This is a genomic window from Pararhizobium antarcticum (genome assembly GCF_001885585.1).
GTDB classification, from domain to species: domain Bacteria; phylum Pseudomonadota; class Alphaproteobacteria; order Rhizobiales; family Rhizobiaceae; genus Pararhizobium; species Pararhizobium antarcticum.
In genome coordinates, this window is sequence record NZ_LSRP01000107.1 from 144710 (window position 1) to 163521 (window position 18812).

Genomic DNA, 18812 nt, shown 5'->3' on the forward strand with positions numbered 1-18812 from the left:
GCCCGTCGATGGCGCATGATTTTCTGGTCAAGGACATCGCGTTTCAGGCGGGTGTATCGACAGCGACCGTCGACCGGGTCCTGAACGGTCGCGCAGGCGTGCGCCGGCAGACCGAGCAGCGCGTGCGTGCAGCGATCGGCGAGTTGGAAAAACAGCAGGGCGGCCTTGAGGTGCAGAGCCGGAAATTCGCCATCGACGTCGTCATGGAAGCACCGGCGCGGTTTACCGAAACGGTCCGCCAGGCGTTTGAAAGCGAAGCCGCCACCTTCATGCCGAGCGTCTTTCGCTCACGTTTCCATTTTTCCGAGACGATGCGAGCGCAGGACATCGTCAGCCATCTCGACCGTATCCGCCTGCGCGGCACCGATGGCATCGTGCTCAAGGCACCCGATGTGCCGGAAGTCAGCCTTGCGGTGGTCAGGCTCGAACAGGCCGGCATTCCCGTGGTGACACTGGTCACCGACCTTCCCAATGCGCCGCGTACGGCCTATGCCGGCGCCGACAATCGCGCCGCTGGCGAAACCGCAGCCTACCTGATCGGCGAACGTGTCGCAGGCGCACCGGCGACCGTGCTCGTGACACTGTCGAGCAACCGGTTTCGCGGCGAGGAGGAACGGGAGATCGGCTTTCGGCGCACGTTGCGCGACCGCTATCCGCAGGCCAATCTGGTCGAGATCAGCGAGGGCTATGGCCACGACGCGGCAACCGGCGCGCTGGCGGCAAAGGCGCTGGCGTCTCATCCAGGCATCAACGCCGCCTATTCGATCGGCGGCGGCAACCGCGCCGTGGTGGCCGCCTTCAAGGCCGCCGGCCGCTCCTGCGGCATCTACATCGCCCATGATCTTGACGCCGAAAACCTGGCTCTGCTGCGCGAAGGCGCCATCCACTTCGTCCTGCATCATGACCTGAAGACGGATGTCCAGACGGTTTTCCGCGCCATCCTCAATCGCCAACGTCCCCGGCCCGCGCAGGGCTCCCGGCTTTCAGCGGTGGAAGTGATAACCCCTTATAATATTCCGGCCCGGATCGGATGACGTTCGATTTGGCCGCCAGAATGTCCGTCATCAGCCCCAAGACAATCGCGCTTGCATCCGGATCGGCACGTTCAGCAAGACCGGCACGTCGGTCAAGCACGCAGGATGGGAATGGACGACGTGGAAACCACGGAAAGGTGGTGCGTTTTCGGGGATGGAGATGGGGCAGATGCATTCTGAAATTTGTAGAAGAGCCCGTTTTTCCGCTGCTCGAAGCAGAGCCCCGGCAATTGCTTCAGTGCTTTGCCAAGGGTTGCGCACCCGAAGGTCTTGACGCTGAACGTCGGGTCATTGAGGCGCAGGTTTGACGCCAGAACACTGACCGCAAACCAGCCGCCAGTATCCGCGGACATCCTTCCCGAGACCCCAAACACCAGGCTTTTAAATTGCCCTGGGACCGCGACCACCTTGACGGCACTGGCGGCAACACTTGGGGCCGGCGACGCGGTCCTTTCCGGTTTTGCCGGCATAAGATTCACAAACCGGTTGCAGGCTTCGCGGAGGCAATCGGCAGCGTTTTGGCCGCCATATCCTGTTACCGACTTTCCTGCAGCCCGCAAATAGACGGCAAGCGGCGTGAAATCGCTGTCACCCGACGCGAGGCAGAAGTGATCGACGTCCGCAGACCGCAAGAGCTCGATGGCATCGATCGCCATTCGGATATCGGATGCGTTTTTTCGGCTAGACAGACCGCCCACCTGCACGAGGTCAAGGGCAAATTTCCCTTGGCAGCAGAACCATCCCTTGCCGTGGCCGCTTGCGAAATTGCCGTAGGCCCGTCGAACGACCGTTGGCCCCAGCATTTCGATGTCGTCGAATATCGGCTTGGCATGCAGATGCGAAACATTCTCGGCGTCGATGAGGACGGCTACCCTGTTTTTCTCTCGTTCCACGACACATTCCCCGGCTTTGCTTCAGCATGAGAAATACGTATCAATGATGCAATCAAGGGGCCATATTACCTTCCAGCATGGTTAACCCTGAGTTGTCAATATAGCGCATCCCGGCACCGACGCATCACGCCGCAGGCGCATAGCGCACGAAAGCGAACTCCTGGCCACTTGGCGACCAGTTGGGGACATTGATCGTGCCCTGCCCGCCAAACAGCGCAATCAGGACACGGGCATTCCCGCCGTCCGGATCCATCAGCCGGAGCCGCACATTGCAGTCGCGCGGGTGATCGAAGACGTCTGCGTCGTAGGACAGGACGAGAAGGTGACGGCCATCGGGAGACGGGTGCGCAAACCAGTCACCGAATTCGCTGTCGGTGATGCGCTGCACCTCGGATGCGTCGGGCCGGACGCGCCAGATCTGCATTCGACCCGTTCGGCTGGAGTTGAAATAGATCCATTGCCCGTCCGGCGCATAGTCAGGCCCGTCATTGCGGCCCTCGCCAAAGGTCAGCCGCGTTTCGGCGCCGCCTTCGACCGGGATTGTATAGATGTCGAATATGTCGTCGCGGATGCCGCAATAGGCAAGCCTTGTCCCGTCCGGCGACCAGCCATGCCAGTAGGACGGCAGGTTCTGCGTCACCCGTTCCGGCACGCCGCCACCTGAAGGCAGCGTGTAGATGGTCGACTTGCCGAATTCCGTCTTGTCGCTGATGACGATCCTTGTGCCATCCGGCGACATGCCGTGGTCATTGTTGCAATTGACCGCAAATCCCGTGTCGATGCGTATCGGCTCTCCACCGTCGAGCGGCAGGCGATACAGAAGCCCGTCGCCATTGATGATCAGCGACTGGCCATCCGGCGCAAAATTCGGTGCCTCGACCAGCCGCTCCGTCTGCCAGACGATACGCGTCTCGCCAGTCCGGATATCATAGAGTTCGACGGAACTGCGCATGCCTGAAACCCTTCGACCCTTCGACCCTTTGACGCTTCTAGCGGTCGCGAAACCGGTTGGTGATCGGATAGCGCCGGTCGCGGCCGAAGTTCTTGCGGGTGATCTTGACCCCCGGCGCCGACTGACGCCGTTTGTACTCGGCGATATAGAGCAGATGCTCGATGCGGTGCACGGTCGGCTCGTCATGGCCGCGCGCGACGATTTCCTCGGTGCTCATTTCCTTTTCCACCAGGCATTCGAGAATGTCGTCGAGAACAGGATAGGGCGGCAGCGAATCCTGGTCGGTCTGGTTCGGCCGCAGTTCGGCCGACGGCGCCTTGTCGATGATGTTCTGCGGGATCACCACGCCGGACGGACCAAGCGCCCCCGGCGGCACGGTCGTATTGCGCCAGCGCGACAGCGCATAGACCTGCATCTTGTAGAGGTCCTTGATCGGATTGAAGCCGCCGTTCATATCGCCGTAAAGCGTCGCATAACCGACCGACATTTCCGACTTGTTGCCCGTCGTTACCACCATGGAGCCGAACTTGTTCGACAGCGCCATCAGGATCACGCCGCGCGTGCGGCTCTGCAGGTTCTCCTCGGTAATACCGGGCTCCGTCCCCTCGAAGGTTTCCGAAAGCGCCTCCAGGAACCCCTGCACCGGCTCCTCGATCGCCACGACATCATAGTGGCAGCCGAGCGCCTTGGCGCAGTCCTCGGCATCCTTGAACGAATCCTTCGACGTGTAGCGGTAGGGCAGCATCACGGTGCGCAGCCGTTCCTCCCCGAGCGCATCGACGGCAAGCGCCGCGCAGATGGCCGAGTCGATGCCGCCGGAAAGACCGAGCACGACATTCTTGAAGCCGTTCTTGTTGACGTAGTCGCGCAGCCCGATCATGCAGGCGCGGTAATCCGCCTCCTCCTTCTCCGGCAGCCGCGACATCAATCCTTTCTGGCAGACCCAGCCGCCCGCCTCGCGCTTCCATTCGCTGATCGAGACGGCCTCCTCGAACTGGCTCATCTGGAAGGCCAGCAGCCTGTCGGCATTGACGGCAAAGCTTGCCCCGTCAAACACCAGCTCATCCTGCCCGCCCATCTGGTTGGCATAGAGCAGCGGCAGTCCGGTTTCGATCACCTGCTTGATAACGATCTGATGACGGATATCGATCTTGTCGCGATAATAGGGCGACCCGTTCGGTGACAGCAGAATTTCGGCACCGCTTTCCGCTAGCGTCTCGCAGACGCCGAGATCACCCCAGATATCCTCGCAGATCGGAATGCCGAGCCGCACGCCGCGAAAATTCACCGGACCGGGCATGGCACCCGGATCAAACACCCGCTTTTCGTCAAACTCGCCATAGTTCGGCAGGTCGACCTTGTCGCGGATCGCGGTGACGGTGCCTGCATCGAGAACGGCGATCGAATTGTAGCGGCCTGTCTCGTCCTGGCGCGGGAAGCCGATAATGACGCCCGGCCCGCCATCGGCGGTGTCGCTGGCCAGTTGATCGACAGCCTTGCGGCAGGCCCGCAGGAATGCTGGCTTCAGCACCAGATCCTCCGGCGGATAACCGGAGATGAACAGTTCCGTCAGCAAAAGCAGATCCGCCCCGTGCCGCGCAGCGTCTGCGCGCGCCTCGCGTGCCTTGGCCAGGTTGCCGGCAACATCCCCCACGGTTGGGTTGAGCTGGGCAACGGCAATGCGGAGCGTGTCGGTGATGGTCTTTTGCGTGGTCATGGCAGGCCTGTCTTGACTGTCTCTTGGGGATGCAAAGCAGTTATGTCCCCTATTAGCGTATCCGGCGTGAAAATACCCGGTCCCGGCGCTCAAAAACTGAAAAAAACACAGCCTCCTGCCCCGCCCACGGCCGTTCCTGGAAGACCGGGCGGGACCCGCGGCTGCACAGAGCCGTTTCGCAGTGGCCCGCAAAACCGGTTGGCAAAGCGCCGCTTTCCCTATTCATCCCCTGTTCAAAATGACGGCTGTATGACAGATCTACGAATGTTTTGTGATATTGGAGAAAACCTTGGCCAGTTTCGAACAGGTGACGCAGACCGCGTCCGCGCCCGAGGTTTTCACCAAGCGCAACACCCGCACCGCCAGCCATGCCTCTGCACTGGCCCTCGCCGGGCGACTGGCGGTTTCCTTTCTTCTGGCTATTGGCCTGGTTTTTGCCGTCGAGTGCATCGCCCGCAGTTCGATTTCGGAGGCCGGTCTGTTTTTCCTGGATCCGATGCGGCCGGCATGGACGACGGCCGGCGTTTTCTTTCTGGTTTTTCTGGCTGTCGACGCCCTGTTCGGCCGCGACAACTTCGCTGTGGTCCTGCTGCTGCCGCTGGCGCTCATTCCCGCCCTGCTCAACCAGCAAAAACAGATTTTCCTCTCCGATCCGCTTTACCCGACCGACTTCCTGTTCGGCCGTCAGATCATGGAACTGATGCCGGTCCTCGTTCGCGACCGGCCGTGGACAGCCGTTGGCATCGTCATCGGCCTGGTCATCAGCGTCGTTGGCTTGGCGCTGATGATCCGCTATGCCTGGCGCAATTTCCCGCAGCTTGCACGCAAGCGCCGCATCGCGCATCTGGCTTTGACGCTGCCCTTGCTCCTCTCGTTCTATCACATCATGGACTATAACCAGTTTTCGTGGATGCGCGATCGCCTGAAGATCATTCCAATGATGTGGGACCAGACGGAAAACTACCGGCACAACGGCTTCACCATGGCCTTTGCGCTGAACCTGCCGATGGCCAATGTCACGGCGCCGGCCGGCTACATGTCGGAGGCGATCGACAAGATCCCCGTCAATTCCGCGCTTCCGGCCGGCACCAGCCATCGCGGCAAGCCGGATGTGATCGTGCTGATGAGCGAATCCCTCTGGGACCCGACTCGCCTGCCGAATGTGACGCTGTCTCCCGATCCGATGCCGACCATCCGCGCGATGCAGTCCGGCGATGTGTTCTCGCCGGAATTCGGGGGCATGACGGCCAATGTCGAATTCGAGGCGCTGACCGGCTTCTCCAATGCCTTCCTGCCCTATGGCAGCATTCCCTATCAGCAATACATCCGCAATCCGATCCCGTCGCTCGCCACCTTTTTTCGTGGCGAAGGCTACGTATCGCGCGCCGTGCATCCGTTCCAGAAATGGTTCTGGAACCGCAGCGCCGTCTATAAATCCTTTGGCTTCGATGACTTCAAATCCGAAGAAAACATGCCGGTGATGCAGAAGCGCGGGATCTTCGCCTCGGATGAATCGCTGACGAAGGAAATCATCCGCCAGGCCGACGAATTGCGCGATCCGTTCTTCTTCTTCACGGTCACCCTGCAGGGCCACGGTCCCTACGAGGCAAACCGCTACGCCAAGAACACCATCAAGGTCGAGGGTGACTTGCCGGCTGTGGATCGCCAGGTGCTGGAAACCTATGCGCAGGGCGTGAAGGAAGCCGATGACAGCCTGAAGATGCTGATGGACTGGGCAAAGACCCGCGACCGGGAAACCATCATCGTCCTGTTCGGCGATCACCTGCCGCCGCTCAACACCGTCTATTCCAGCACAGGCTTCATGAACGGCGTCACCGCTTCCCGCAAGGGTTCGCTCGCGCAGATGAAGGCGACGCACGAGACCCCGCTGGTCATCTGGTCGAACAAGACAGGCCCGAAGAAGGACGTCGGCAGCATCAGCCCCGCCTTCCTGTCCTACCAGATCCTCAAGCAGGGCGGCTTCGAGCATCCCTATTATACGAGCTTCCTCGGCCGCGTTTTCAAGCAGTACCCCATCCTCGACCGCTACATGCTGGTCGATGCCAAGGGCAAGGACAAGCCGGGCTGGTCGCGTGCCAAGCAGATCGCACCGGCGATCCGCGATTACCGTTTCCTGCAGCATGACATGATGTTCGGCAATCGCTTCGGCACGGATCGGTTCTTTGAATCGCACGCAGACCTTTATCCCGCACCGGCCATGTAAACGGCTGTGCCGAACGCGCGATCGGGTACCCTACCCGGACCGGAACTGGATGCGCGAAAATGACCGTTTTGCAGACGCGGCAACTGAGGCTCGATCCGTGCCGCCCGAGCGACCGGGCCGACTTCATTGCGCTTGAGCGTGACCCGGAGGTCATGCGCTTTCTAACTGGTGGACATCCCGTCGATCCCGAGCAGGATGCGCCCGACGCGACGTTTCTGCGGCCACGCGGAAGCGAGCCCTACGTCTGGACGGGACGTCGCATCACCAATGATGCCTTTGTCGGATGGTTCTGCCTATGGCCGGAGAGCGAGACCACGGCGGAGATCGGATACCGCCTGCGCCGGGAGGACTGGGGCCAGGGACTGGCTTCAGAGGGCATCCGCGCGCTTGTCGACTGGGGATTTGCGAGCGGGGGTTATCAAAAGGTCGTCGCGACCACGATGACCGTCAACCACGCATCACGCCGCGTCATGGAAAAGATCGGCCTGACCCATGAACGCACCGTGCCCGGCGACTGGCCGATCCCCATTCCCGGCTGCGAGCTGGGCGAGGTCTGGTACGCCTTGACGCGCGCGAACTGGAACGGCAGCTGATCAGCCACACCGGCCCTCTCCGGGTTCGTGTCCCGCGGCCTTGTATACTGACGATTTCCCCTGTCTGAAATCTTCCGATGCGGTAAAACCGACCTGCATCATGCCGGAGCAGTGCCATGTCCCAGATCAACGACACCTCGCAAATTCTGTTTGGCAAGCCGAGAGACGAATTGGGCGATGTCGAGCGCAACGTGCTGGATCACTCCCACGAACGCAAGATCCTCTCGAGCGACACGAACGCCGCCTTCAGCGCCCGCCAGACCGGCGGCGATCGACTGTCCGACACCATCGCAAAGGTCGGCGGTTCCTGGACCTTCATCGTCTGCTTCCTGCTCTTCCTGTGCGCATGGACGGTGGCCAACACGCTGCTCCTCACACGGGAAGCCTTTGATCCCTACCCCTTCATCTTTCTCAACCTGCTTTTGTCGATGGTGGCTGCCCTGCAGGCGCCGATCATCATGATGTCGCAGAACCGGCAGGCGGAGAAGGATCGGTTCGACGCGGCCAAGGATTATCAGGTCAACCTGAAATCCGAGGTCGAACTAATCGCCTTGCACCACAAGATCGACAGCGTGCTTCTGGCCGAAATCGCAGCCCTGCGTGCGGACGTGGCACGGTTGGAAACAGCGCTCTCCGCTGCGCTCGCGGCAACACCTCCGCCGCAGTGACCGCAGGCACGCGAGACACGCTGCAGTCCGGCACGAACCCGCAGACTGAACCGGTACGGACGCTGCGAACAGGCCAGCCGATTTCACCGGTCCGCATCGACATGACCGGCAATCGCGGAAGCAAGAAGCGATGACAGGCACATCCGGTTGTTTTTTATTGAATATATTGTAACGCTGGGCCGTTACTGTAGGACATTGCAGCCTACGGAGAACAAGACCGTGCATTGGCCCTGCCGCAGCTTGCGGGCCATCTAGCCTTGGAGACCGACGCAACCCGAACCAGTCCGATCAAACACGCCAACGGTACACCATGAACTGCTTCTCAATCTCCGCAGTTGCCCCTCCGTCGCCGCCCCGTTGCCTAACCGTGCCTGCTCTGCTCGCAAATCCGGGTTTTCTTCCTGTGCTTCAGCAGGGCGCGAAACATCTGATCGCGCTCTACGACCGCTTTCCGCGGGTGGCCAGGCTGGTCTCCGCCCAGCAGAAGTGGCTTCTGACACAGGCCGGCTATGCACTTCATCTGGAACGCGATCCCGGTAACCCACTCTCCGGAATCACCGCCTCCCGCCTGCTCGACATCATCGTCGAATTCGGCGTTGCGAGCCGCAACACAGCAACAGCGTTTCTTGCGGAGATGCAGGCCTACAAGTTCATCCGTGACGTGCCCGGATGCACCGACCGGCGGAGCCGGCCGCTTGAGCCGACGGAGGTCAGCCATGAAGCGATGACCCTGTGGTTCCGGGGGCAGCTGCGCAGTCTGGATCTTCTCGATGGCGGCAACCGCACAGGGATGCTCGAAAGCACCCCCGAGATCTTCAACCGCAGCCAGCCCCGCGCGGCCAAGCGACTGATCGCCGACAAGGCCTGGCGCGAACCGCCGGAGAGCATTGCTACCTTTGTCTGGACAGAATCGGGCGGGCTCATTCTCGATGATCTCATGACCCGCATCGTCAATCTGGTTCCCGAAAATGGTCTGCACTGGGTCGAGCAGCTGCGCTTTGCCGAGCTTTCAAACCATTATGCCATTTCGCGCACCCATGTTCGCCGGCTGTATGCCCGCGTCGAAGCGCTTGGCCTTGTCGGCTGGGAAGACCGTGCGAAGAGCGCGCGGCTCTGGGTCAAGCCGTCACTCATCGAGGACTATTCCCGCTGGCAGGCGGTCAAATTTTCGGCGCTCGACGAGGCCTATCAATGCGCCGTCGAATCGCTCGGACTGGCTGAGCAAGTGCCTGGCGTGAAAGAGGACAACCTGCGCGCCTAGAACCGGGTGGTCAGCTGTTGGATTGGGCAAAACGCGGCAAGCCATCGTCGATGTCGTAGAAATCCGCCTTGTCGGCGCAGAAGATGTGGTAGGCGATCTTGAGATCGGACGGCTGATCGAAAGCCCCGACCAGGACCGAGGTCTCGCTTGTACCGTCCGCCTTCCAGTAGAGCGCTGATCCACAGACCCGGCAGAACCCACGTTCCGCATCCGGACTGGCACGATAGCGGGTCACAGCGTCCATGCCTTGCCACGTGATATTGTCGTCTTCGATCGTCGTCGTGGCATAATAGAGACCGGTCTGCCGCCGGCATTGCGAGCAATGGCAGGCACCCGCCTCGCCCAATGCACCGCGTACCTCAAACCGGATCGCCCCGCAGCCGCAACCGCCCTTGTGGATATCGCCCAAGATCCGTTCCCCCGTTAAATACGACAAAGCCGGGACAGCTTCTGAGGCTGGCCCGGCTTTGTCAAATGCAATCCGGCAGAGTCTGGATCAGCCGCGCTGATCCGTGTCGGTTAGCCGTTGGCGACCATGCGCTTTTCATCGCGTCCGCCCTTCATCCGCTCGGCCAGCAGGAAGGCCAGTTCCAATGCCTGGTCGGCATTGAGGCGCGGGTCGCAATGGGTGTGGTAGCGATCGCCGAGATCGGCGCCCGACAGCGCGCGCGCGCCACCGGTGCATTCCGTCACGTCATTGCCGGTCATTTCGATGTGGATACCGCCCGGATGCGTGCCTTCGGCACGGTGGATCTGGAAGAAGCTTTCGACTTCCGACAGGATCCGCTCGAACGGGCGCGTCTTGTAATGGTTGAGCGTGATCGTATTGCCGTGCATCGGATCGCAGGACCAAACGACCTTGCGGCCTTCCTTTTCCACCGCACGGATGAGGCGCGGAAGATGTTCGGCAACCTTGTCATGACCGAAGCGGCAGATCAGCGTCAAGCGGCCGGCCTCGTTCTGCGGGTTCAGCAGATCGATGAGTTCGAGCAGGCCATCGCCGGTCAGCGACGGACCGCATTTCAGGCCCAGCGGGTTCTTGATGCCGCGGCAATATTCGATATGGGCATGATCCGGCTGGCGGGTACGGTCGCCGATCCAGATCATGTGCCCCGATGTCGCATACCAGTCGCCGGAGGTCGAATCGACGCGGGTCAACGCCTGCTCGTAGCCAAGCAGCAGCGCCTCATGGCTGGTGAAGAAATCCGTCTCGCGCAGGTTCGGATTGCTTTCCGGCGTGATACCGATCGCCTTCATGAAATCCATCGTTTCGGAAATCCGGTCGGCGAGCTTGCGGTAGCGTTCAGCCTGCGGGCTGTCCTTGACGAAGCCCAGCATCCACTGGTGCACATTGTCCAGATTGGCGTAGCCACCCATCGCGAAGGCGCGCAGGAGATTGAGCGTCGCTGCCGACTGCCGGTAGGCCATGATCTGGCGCTCCGGGTCCGGAATGCGGGCCTTCTCGTTGAAGTCGATGCCGTTGATGATGTCGCCGCGATAGCTCGGCAGCTCGACATCACCCTGGCGCTCGATATTCGACGACCGCGGCTTGGCGAACTGGCCGGCAATACGACCGACCTTGACCACCGGCTGCTGGGCGCCAAAGGTCAGCACCACGGCCATCTGCAGGAAGGCGCGGAAGAAGTCGCGGATCGTGTCCGCACCATGTTCTGCGAAGCTCTCGGCGCAATCGCCGCCCTGCAAAAGGAAACCCTGGCCGGCCGCAACATTGGCGAGCTGGCTCTTCAGACGGCGCGCCTCACCGGCAAACACCAGCGGCGGATAGGTTGCAAGCTGCGCTTCGGTGGCGCTCAGCGCCGTCAAATCCGGATAGTCCGGAACCTGACTGATAGGCTTCTGCCGCCAGCTGTTCGGAGTCCATGTCTGTGCCATGATATTCACCTGTTCATCAACCGGCCTTCTTAACCGGAACGGTATCGCAAAGTCCGCGGCTTATAGACCTTGTCTGGCTTCTTGTATAGCCATGCGCGCCCGCCGTTGCCCTCGCCACGCACCAGGCCAGAAACCGGGAAACCCGATCAAGCTTCGCCCATTCCATCCGCTCCAGCGGGTCCGCCATCGGTTCGGCCTTTTTCCCTGTTGGGTCCTTTGCCTGCCCGTCGAGGGCAATCATCCATTCCGGGCTCATCGCGATCTCCTTGTCCGGTTGCGATGCCAGACACGTAGTCGCTAGGGGCAGGCGAGCGTAGACGCATGGCTGAAACACACGTTTCACACATGTTGGATGCCATGCACCGCGGTCTGCGCTATACTGCCCGTCACGGAAAAGGAGCCTTTTGTCTTGAACGAAGTCGATTGGGACGATCTGAAACTGTTCTTCCAGGTGGCGTCGGAGGGCGGTCTTGCCGGGGCTGCGGCGGTCGCTGGATTGAGCGCGCCAACCATCGGCAGACGCATGCTGGCGCTTGAGCGCACCATGGGACGTTCGCTGTTCATGCGCAGCCAGCAGGGATATCGCCTGGCGCCCGACGGCGAGGTCCTGCTGCTTCATGTCGAAACCCTGCGCAAGACTGTATCCGACATCACACGCTGGCATGGCGACGCCTTCACGCTTCCGATCGTCTCCATTGGTGGGGATATCTGGCTCGGTGGGTTTGTCGCCGAACGCGCGATGGAGCTGCGGGGCAAGACCGACGGCTTTCGCCTCTGCTGCAAGCGGCTCCTGCCGGACGACAATCTCACCTTCCGGCATGGCATGATCGCAATGTTCTACGAACAGCCGCAAAGCGGCAATTTTGCCGTCAGCAAATCGGTCACCATGGCCTACTGCGTCTACCGGGCGGAAGACGAGCGCTGGAATACCGATTTACCATGGATATCGATCGGCACCGAAGTGGCAGCGTCATCGGCCGAAAAATGGGTATTCCGCAACCATGAACAGGATATCCACAGCTGGACCAATGCGCCGGAGCTTTTACCCAAGCTCATCGCCGCTGGCGCGGGGCGCGGGGTGCTGCCCATCTTCCTCGGCGACACCCTGCCCGGCCTGATCCGCGACGGCGAGCCGATCGCGGAATTGACCCATCCCGTCTGGCTGACCGTCAATGACGACGACCGGCAACGGCCGGAGGTGCGTCTGACACTCGACCGCCTGACGGATTTGCTGAGACGCAATGCCGCGCTGTTTTCCGGTCAGGAAGCCAAAACGGCACGACAGCCCATCGCCCTTACTGCCGTACCCCGTCTTTGACACGGTAGCTGGGCGAATACATCGTCACCAGTTCTTCGGCTGCCGTTGGATGCACCGCCATGGTGCGGTCGAAATCATCCTTGGTGCATCCGGCCTTCAACGTGATGCCGATCAGCTGCGCCATCTCGCCCGCTTCATGGCCCAGAATATGGGCACCGACGACCTTGCGGTCGGCAGCATTGACGATCAGCTTCATGATGGTCTTTTCGCTGCGTCCCGACAGGGTCGCCTTGATCGGCCGGAATTCCGCACGATAAACCTCAATTTCGGCAAAGGCATGCGACGCCTGTTCCTCGCTCATGCCGACCGTCCCGATTTCCGGCTGCGAAAACACGGCCGTGGCAATCAGGTCGTGATCGGGCGAGAGCGGGTTCTGCTTGTATTCGGTCTCGATGAAACACATCGCCTCGTGGATCGCGACGGGCGTCAGCTGGATGCGGTCGGTAACATCACCCAGGGCGTAGATGCCCGGTGCGCTGGTGCGCGAGAAGGCATCGACGACGATCGCACCGCGTTCATTGGTGTTGACACCGGCCATCTCGAGACCAAGCCCTGTCGTGTTGGGAACGCGCCCCAGCGCCAGCATCACCTGGTCGACGGTGATATGGTCATGGTGGAGTGTTTCGACGACGCGCGTGCCATCCTCGGCCGCCGTCACCGACTGAATGAGGTCGCCGCAGAGAATGCGGATGCCCTTCTGTTCCATGGCGGCATGCAGGCCACGCCGCATGTCCGCATCGAAACGCGAGAGGATTTCCTTGCCGCGATAGATCAGCGTCGTTTCGACCCCGAGCCCGTGGAAGATGTTGGCGAATTCGACCGCGATATAGCCGCCGCCGGCAATCAGAATCGACTTCGGCAGCACCGGCAGATCGAATGCCTCGTTCGAGCTGATGCAGAGTTCATGGCCGGGCAAGGCTGCATGCGGCGTTGGATGTCCGCCGGTGGCAATCAGGATGCGTTCGGCCGTCACGGTCTTGCCGGAACCGAGGAGCTTGATGCTGTTCGGACCGACGAGTTCTGCCCGCGTCTGCAGGATTTCCGCACCGGCATTTTCCAAGCCCTTGCGATACAGGCCTTCGAGCCGCGTGATTTCCCGTTCCTTGGCGGCCACCAGCTTCGACCAGTCGAAACTATGCGTACCGACCGTCCAGCCAAAACCGGCCGCATCCTCGAAGTGCTCGGCGAACTGGGAGGCATACACGTAGAGCTTCTTGGGCACGCAGCCACGGATGACGCAGGTGCCGCCATAGCGGTATTCCTCGGCGATCGCGACTTTCTTGCCCATGCCTGCGGCCAAGCGACCGCTGCGCACCCCGCCCGAGCCACCACCGATAACAAAGAGATCGTAGTCGAAGGACGTCATGGCAATGCTCCGGGGTAATCTGCGTTGGCTGCGGGCGGTCGCGCGAATCCGGCCCGTCCCGTCCTGATATAGGGTGGCCGCCGCCAAAAAGAAAAGCCCGGATTGCTCCGGGCCTGAACTTCACTGTGTTGCGCTGCATAGCCGCCTTTGGCGGCCAGCACAGACAATCAGGGTGTCGGCTGCGCTGCTGTCGCATCCGTTGCCGGCTGCGTCGCACCGATGGCCGCGTCGATTTCTTTCGAGGCTTCCGCGTTGAGGTCGCGCGACACGCCCGACGCCCAGATGTCGGCAGCCTTGACCATTTCGCGCGAGGCAATCGGTCCGTCGTTCAAAAGCTTCTTGCCGGCCGGCGAATTGTAGAAGGTCGCAATGGCGTTCAGCTCTTCGACCGTGAACGTCTTTGCATAGATCGCTGCAGCTTCGTTTTCGAGGTCAGACCGGCGTGCGGCAAGCGCAATCGCCTTTTCGTCCACCGTCTTGACGATCAACTCCTGATAGTTCGGCGACGACTGGATCATCGTGTTCTTCAGACGCTCGGCAAGGTTCGGCAGGATGTTGTCGAAGCCGTTGGTCGCGCCGATCGCAGCAATCGCTGCACGGGCTGCCTTGCTCTGTTCTTCGGTGACGTCCTGCGCCTGCAGGGTCGGAACCATCACGGTCGAAATGAGAATGGCGGTTGCTGCCAGCGTGCGGCCGAGACCTGCGAATGTGATCATGTCAGTAAAGCTCCTGTCCGTTGAGCGCCCATTCGCAAAAAACCGATGGCGGCGCGAATGGGTGCATATTCATTGTCTTCGTGCGGCGCCCATGACCGGGACCGGGCATGCGCCATGCTATCGTGCCTCAAGCACCCTTGCCCCGGACGGGCCGGCAATAATGGCAAGCGATGCGATATTGATGAACAGCCCATGCTCCACGACCCCAGGCACGGCATTCAATTCGCGTGAGAGCGCATCTGCATCAGGAATGCGGCCAAAAGATGCGTCGAGAATCAAATGTCCGCCATCGGTCATGTACGGCCCGTCGCTCGCCTCGCGCACGACGATATCGCCGGAAAGGCCGAGCCGGGCAGCCAGTTTTTCGATTGCATGCCGCGTCGCGACCAGGCCGAAAGCATTGACTTCGATGGGCAGCTTGAAGGCGCCGAGAATATCGACGACCTTGGTTTCGTCGGCGATCACGATCATCCGTGCCGAGGCGCAGGCGACGATCTTCTCGCGCAGCAAGGCGCCACCGGCACCCTTGATCAGGCGCAATTGCGGATCGATCTCATCGGCACCGTCGATCGTCAGGTCGAGTTCCGGAAGCTCGTCGAGCGACTTCAGGGGAACCCCCAGTTCAAGGCAAAGACGCGCGGTTCGCTCCGATGTCGGCACACCCTGGATGCGAAACCCGCCGGCGACCTTCTCGGCCAGCAGACGAACGAACTCATCCGCCGTCGATCCGGTGCCGATCCCAAGCCGCATGCCGTCCTCGACATGCGAAAGCGCTGCCTCGGCAGCCTTTATCTTCATTTCCCGGGCGTCCATCGCGCGATATGCTCCCTCAATGCGTCCCACGTTTGGAAAACCCGCCGCAATCCGGCCTTCCCCGTTTTTCCGTTGAGACACTTACACGCCCCTCGAAACAAACAAAAGCCAAAATAGAGCGCGAAATGCAATTGCGGCGGCACGCTATCGCGCAAAGTCGCGATTGCTTTTCGCAAGCGCTTCCCCTACCGCAGGGCTCTTCCTTAATTCCATTGCCGACGAGGTTCCGCGTGCCTGCACCCCTGGTTATTTTTGATCTCGACGGAACACTCGTCGATACAGCACCCGATCTCGTGGCCAGCCTCAATCACGCCGTCATGCAGGCGGGACTTGCGCCCGTCACCTACAACGACCTGACGCATCTCGTCGGCCACGGCGCGCGCGCGATGATCGAAAGGACCTTTGCCCTGCGCGACGTGGCCCTGAGTGCAAGTGACCTCGACTGGCAGATGAAGGAATTCATCGATTTCTACCATGGCTCCATGCCCGGCGATTCCATTCCCTATCCCGGCGTCATCGATGCGATGGACCGACTGTCATCGGCCGGCCTGACGCTGGCAATCTGCACCAACAAGCTGGAAATGCTGGCAAAGAGCCTGATCGAAGGGCTGGGCCTCACGGATCGCTTCGTCACCATCACCGGTGGCGATACCTTTTCTGTGCGCAAACCGGACGCCGAGCATCTTTTGTCGACGATCCGTCTGGCCGGCGGCCTGCCGGAAAGCGCGGTGATGATCGGCGACAGCCTGAACGACATCCTCGTCGCCCGAAACGCATCCGTCCGATCGATCGCCGTGCCCTTCGGTTATTCGGACGTGCCGATTGAGACGCTGGAACCAGACCACATCATCCGCCATTTCGACGAACTGAACCCGGATCTGATCGAGCGGCTGTTGGCACGGCACTGACACCATAGTTCAGGCGTAAAAAAAGCGGCTCGAAGGCCGCTTTTTTCATGTCTGTAGCATCGATCGGCTCAGCCCTCGGCACGCCGCGCCGTGCGTGTCGCATCGAGCGCACGGTTCATGTACATATCGCGATCATAAACATCGTCGAAATATTCGATCACGCCGTCCTTGTTCGGCCAGGCCGTGAAATAAGCGATGTAGACCGGGATTTTCTCGGGAACGCTGACGCCCTTGTTCCGCCCGCCGGCGATCTGCCTTCCGACATCCTCGACAGAAATACCAAGCACCGCCGCGGCCATGCGGCGCGGGTCGACGAGGCGCACGCAGCCATGGCTGAGCGCACGCTGATCACGCTTGAAGAAACTCTTCGACGGCGTGTCGTGCATGTAGATGGCGTGGGAATTCGGAAACAGGATCTTCAACTCCCCCAGAGCATTGTCGCTGCTGGGCGGCTGGCGCACGGCCACCGAGGCAGTAGAGCCGTACCAGTTGACCGACGAGGACGGAACCGCACGACCACCGACTTCAACCTGGTAGCCCAGGCGATCGAGATAGTTCGGATCGTTGCGCAGCTTCGGCAGCATCTCGTTGATGATGATCGACTGCGGCACGCCCCAATAGGGATTGAACTCGACCGTCTGGATCTCGTCCTGGAAGAAATAGGTCTGGTTGGCCTTCGAGCCGACCACCACACGCATGGAGAACTCCTCGGCGCCGCCCTGATGGTAGGACGCCATGAAGGACGGCTGGTTGATGAACACATAGCGGCTGCCGAGTTCACCGGGCAACCAGCGCGCCTGTTCCATGGCGATCTGGACCTTGTTGATCTTGTCCGCCGTCGTGTCGCCACCGGTCAGGATGCGGATCGACGCCTTGCCGACGATGCCGTCCGGCTTCAGGCCGTGCTCCGTCTGGAACGCTTCGACCAGGGTCACCAGTTCCGGTGTGTAATCGGGCGTGTTCTGATAGGCCTGCAGCACGGCTGCATGCTCGGCCTTCAGGGCATCGGACCCCTTCAGGCGGATCGCGGCGACGACATTGGCGAGTTCGGGATTGCTGATGCCGGGCTTCAGCAATGTGCCGGGGGCGATCACGATGCGCGGGCTCTCGGCCGTTTCCGCCTGAAGTGTCTGCAGTTCGCGCTGCAGGGCGGCAAAATGCGTGCCCGCCGGCTTCAGCCCGTCAAGCAAGGCTGCGACATCGCTGCTCTTCGCCATCCGTTCCAGCGTGTCCTTGAGATCGACGGTCTTGCGCTTGAAATCGTGATAGCCGGAAATCTTGTTCGGATCGATGCGTCCGCGCACGGTATCCGCAACATAGGTCAGCGTCGCAGCCGACAGGCTGATCTCGAACTGGACCAGCTCCTTTTCGCGGGCGATCATGTCGCCACGATCAAAACTGTCGGAGGGGACGGACACGGCATAGTCCTGCGGGTCGAGACCGACCTTGCCGGCATCGCCCAGCACCTTCAGCGCCGCACGCGCGCCAGCGGTCAGGCCATGGCCATCGATCCAGACGAAGGACTGATGTGCACCATAATAGTCTTCAACTGCCTTGGCGACATCGCCCGGCGCAACGGCATTGGCGGCGGGCAGAAACTGCCGGCCGTCCGAGAGCGGCGCGCGCAGCATCGGCGGCAGATCCGCGCTGCCGATCGACCCGGTGACAACGGGGTCCAGCAGCTTGGCGGTGGCAATCTTGCGCAGCGTTTCTGCCTTGTAGGTATAATAACGTGGCCCGGTGACGCGCGGCAACGGCGCCGAAGCCTGCTGCTTCTTGACCTCCGGCGCAACCATGTCGACGCCCGGCAGCGACTGCATGTCGTCCTGAACCACCCGCTTCTTGCCACGGATCATGTCCATCAGCGTCAAGGCTTCGACAGGCTTCACCTGCAGCGACGTCAGCGCACAGCTGGCGAGCAACGTCACGATCGCGGCGGTCTTCATAATTTTCATCGGTATCTGTGTCCCCGTATAAGCGTTGCCGTCGTCTGCGGCTTGCGCTCGACGCGTGCGATGCGCCGTGCCATTGAACTTATAGAAAAGGATGGTGAATGAAAAGAAAACACACCCTCCCCTGTGCAGCAGGAAGGCGTCACAAAAGCGTGACGAGATCCGCACATGTGGAACGGGCCAGCCCTTCCAAAAATTTGAATTTGCACATGAATTTTTCGCAAAATGACGCATCTTGGCAACCTGCGCCGACGCGCCGGTTTCTGCATGCCGGGAATCAGCCGGGCCCTGTGTCTGAAAAGGCACAGGCCGGCAAACGTCCGCCGGTGCTGTTTTCCGGTCCTGTTCCCGACCGCGCGACGCCGTTCTGCACGAAGGGCCGGAAATCTGTCCGACTTAAACGATTGTAGCCGCTGCGCCGTGGCAGAGCCCCTTTACAAACGCATCCCAACTGGGCCACAGAAAAACCCATCACGGCGGGAAAACGCGGTATTGGCAGCGTTT

17 protein-coding genes are annotated in these 18812 nt (G+C 61.1%); 7 read left to right on the forward strand and 10 right to left on the reverse strand.

The features are described 5' to 3' along the window. Positions 1–8 precede the first annotated feature (8 nt). Positions 9–1034 (forward strand): LacI family DNA-binding transcriptional regulator, encoded by a 1026-nt coding sequence (locus tag AX760_RS19055; protein WP_071834565.1) that lies wholly within the window; start codon positions 9–11, stop codon positions 1032–1034. A gap of 92 nt (positions 1035–1126) precedes the next feature. Here AX760_RS19055 and AX760_RS19060 read toward each other — a convergent pair whose 3' ends face one another. From AX760_RS19060 to AX760_RS19070, 3 genes are all read right to left on the reverse strand, one after another. Beyond that, positions 1127–1927 (reverse strand): NYN domain-containing protein, encoded by an 801-nt coding sequence (locus AX760_RS19060; RefSeq protein WP_071834566.1) that lies wholly within the window; start codon positions 1925–1927, stop codon positions 1127–1129. A gap of 124 nt (positions 1928–2051) precedes the next feature. Beyond that, the gene (locus tag AX760_RS19065) at positions 2052–2879 is read right to left on the reverse strand and encodes a TolB family protein (RefSeq protein WP_071834567.1); all 828 of its coding nucleotides are present in this window, start codon (positions 2877–2879) and stop codon (positions 2052–2054) included. Positions 2880–2916: 37 nt separating this feature from the next. After that, positions 2917–4596, reverse strand: a complete 1680-nt coding sequence (locus AX760_RS19070; protein ID WP_071834568.1) for an NAD+ synthase — start codon at positions 4594–4596, stop codon at positions 2917–2919. A 379-nt stretch (positions 4597–4975) separates the two neighbouring features. On the opposite strand from AX760_RS19070, the gene AX760_RS19075 reads away from it, so the two are divergent. The 4 genes from AX760_RS19075 (at position 4976) to AX760_RS19090 (ending at position 9342) form a co-directional block, all read left to right on the forward strand. Beyond that, positions 4976–6820 carry an LTA synthase family protein gene (locus tag AX760_RS19075; RefSeq protein ID WP_245295061.1) on the forward strand — a complete coding sequence of 615 codons (1845 nt, stop codon included), beginning with the start codon at positions 4976–4978 and terminating at the stop codon, positions 6818–6820. 59 nt (positions 6821–6879) lie between these two features. Further along, positions 6880–7413 carry a GNAT family N-acetyltransferase gene (locus AX760_RS19080; RefSeq protein ID WP_071834570.1) on the forward strand — a complete coding sequence of 178 codons (534 nt, stop codon included), beginning with the start codon at positions 6880–6882 and terminating at the stop codon, positions 7411–7413. A 116-nt stretch (positions 7414–7529) separates the two neighbouring features. Next, on the forward strand, positions 7530–8081 hold the full coding sequence (locus AX760_RS19085; protein ID WP_071834571.1) for a DUF1003 domain-containing protein: 552 nt from the start codon (positions 7530–7532) through the stop codon (positions 8079–8081). 403 nt (positions 8082–8484) lie between these two features. Then, complete coding sequence (locus AX760_RS19090; protein WP_245295057.1) at positions 8485–9342, forward strand: hypothetical protein; 858 nt, start codon at positions 8485–8487, stop codon at positions 9340–9342. A 10-nt stretch (positions 9343–9352) separates the two neighbouring features. Here AX760_RS19090 and AX760_RS19095 read toward each other — a convergent pair whose 3' ends face one another. The 3 genes from AX760_RS19095 to AX760_RS19105 form a co-directional block, all read right to left on the reverse strand. After that, positions 9353–9751, reverse strand: a complete 399-nt coding sequence (locus tag AX760_RS19095) for a GFA family protein (RefSeq protein WP_071834573.1) — start codon at positions 9749–9751, stop codon at positions 9353–9355. A gap of 110 nt (positions 9752–9861) precedes the next feature. Continuing rightward, positions 9862–11235 (reverse strand): class II 3-deoxy-7-phosphoheptulonate synthase, encoded by a 1374-nt coding sequence (locus AX760_RS19100; protein WP_071834574.1) that lies wholly within the window; start codon positions 11233–11235, stop codon positions 9862–9864. A gap of 16 nt (positions 11236–11251) precedes the next feature. Continuing rightward, positions 11252–11491 carry a hypothetical protein gene (locus AX760_RS19105; RefSeq protein WP_071834575.1) on the reverse strand — a complete coding sequence of 80 codons (240 nt, stop codon included), beginning with the start codon at positions 11489–11491 and terminating at the stop codon, positions 11252–11254. Between the two features lie 153 nt (positions 11492–11644). On the opposite strand from AX760_RS19105, the gene AX760_RS19110 reads away from it, so the two are divergent. Then, complete coding sequence (locus AX760_RS19110) at positions 11645–12553, forward strand: LysR family transcriptional regulator (RefSeq protein WP_071834576.1); 909 nt, start codon at positions 11645–11647, stop codon at positions 12551–12553. Here AX760_RS19110 and gor read toward each other — a convergent pair. The 3 genes from gor to rpiA all read right to left on the reverse strand — a co-directional run bounded on the left by gor (position 12531) and on the right by rpiA (position 15448). Beyond that, complete coding sequence (gene gor, locus AX760_RS19115) at positions 12531–13919, reverse strand: glutathione-disulfide reductase (RefSeq protein WP_071834577.1); 1389 nt, start codon at positions 13917–13919, stop codon at positions 12531–12533. The two genes, AX760_RS19110 and gor, sit on opposite strands and share 23 nt — an antisense overlap. 167 nt (positions 13920–14086) lie before the next feature. After that, entirely contained in the window at positions 14087–14635 is a 549-nt protein-coding gene (locus AX760_RS19120) for a DUF2059 domain-containing protein (RefSeq protein WP_071834578.1), read from the reverse strand. 117 nt (positions 14636–14752) lie between these two features. Continuing rightward, positions 14753–15448: a ribose-5-phosphate isomerase RpiA gene (gene rpiA, locus AX760_RS19125; RefSeq protein WP_071834579.1), complete on the reverse strand. Its 696-nt coding sequence runs from the start codon at positions 15446–15448 to the stop codon at positions 14753–14755. A gap of 230 nt (positions 15449–15678) precedes the next feature. Here rpiA and AX760_RS19130 point away from each other — a divergent pair, with 230 nt between their 5' ends. Beyond that, the gene (locus AX760_RS19130) at positions 15679–16356 is read left to right on the forward strand and encodes an HAD family hydrolase (RefSeq protein WP_071834640.1); all 678 of its coding nucleotides are present in this window, start codon (positions 15679–15681) and stop codon (positions 16354–16356) included. A 68-nt stretch (positions 16357–16424) separates the two neighbouring features. Here the strand turns inward: AX760_RS19130 and AX760_RS19135 are convergent, their stop codons facing one another. Continuing rightward, positions 16425–18311, reverse strand: a complete 1887-nt coding sequence (locus tag AX760_RS19135) for a L,D-transpeptidase family protein (RefSeq protein WP_071834641.1) — start codon at positions 18309–18311, stop codon at positions 16425–16427. Positions 18312–18812: the final 501 nt, after the last annotated feature.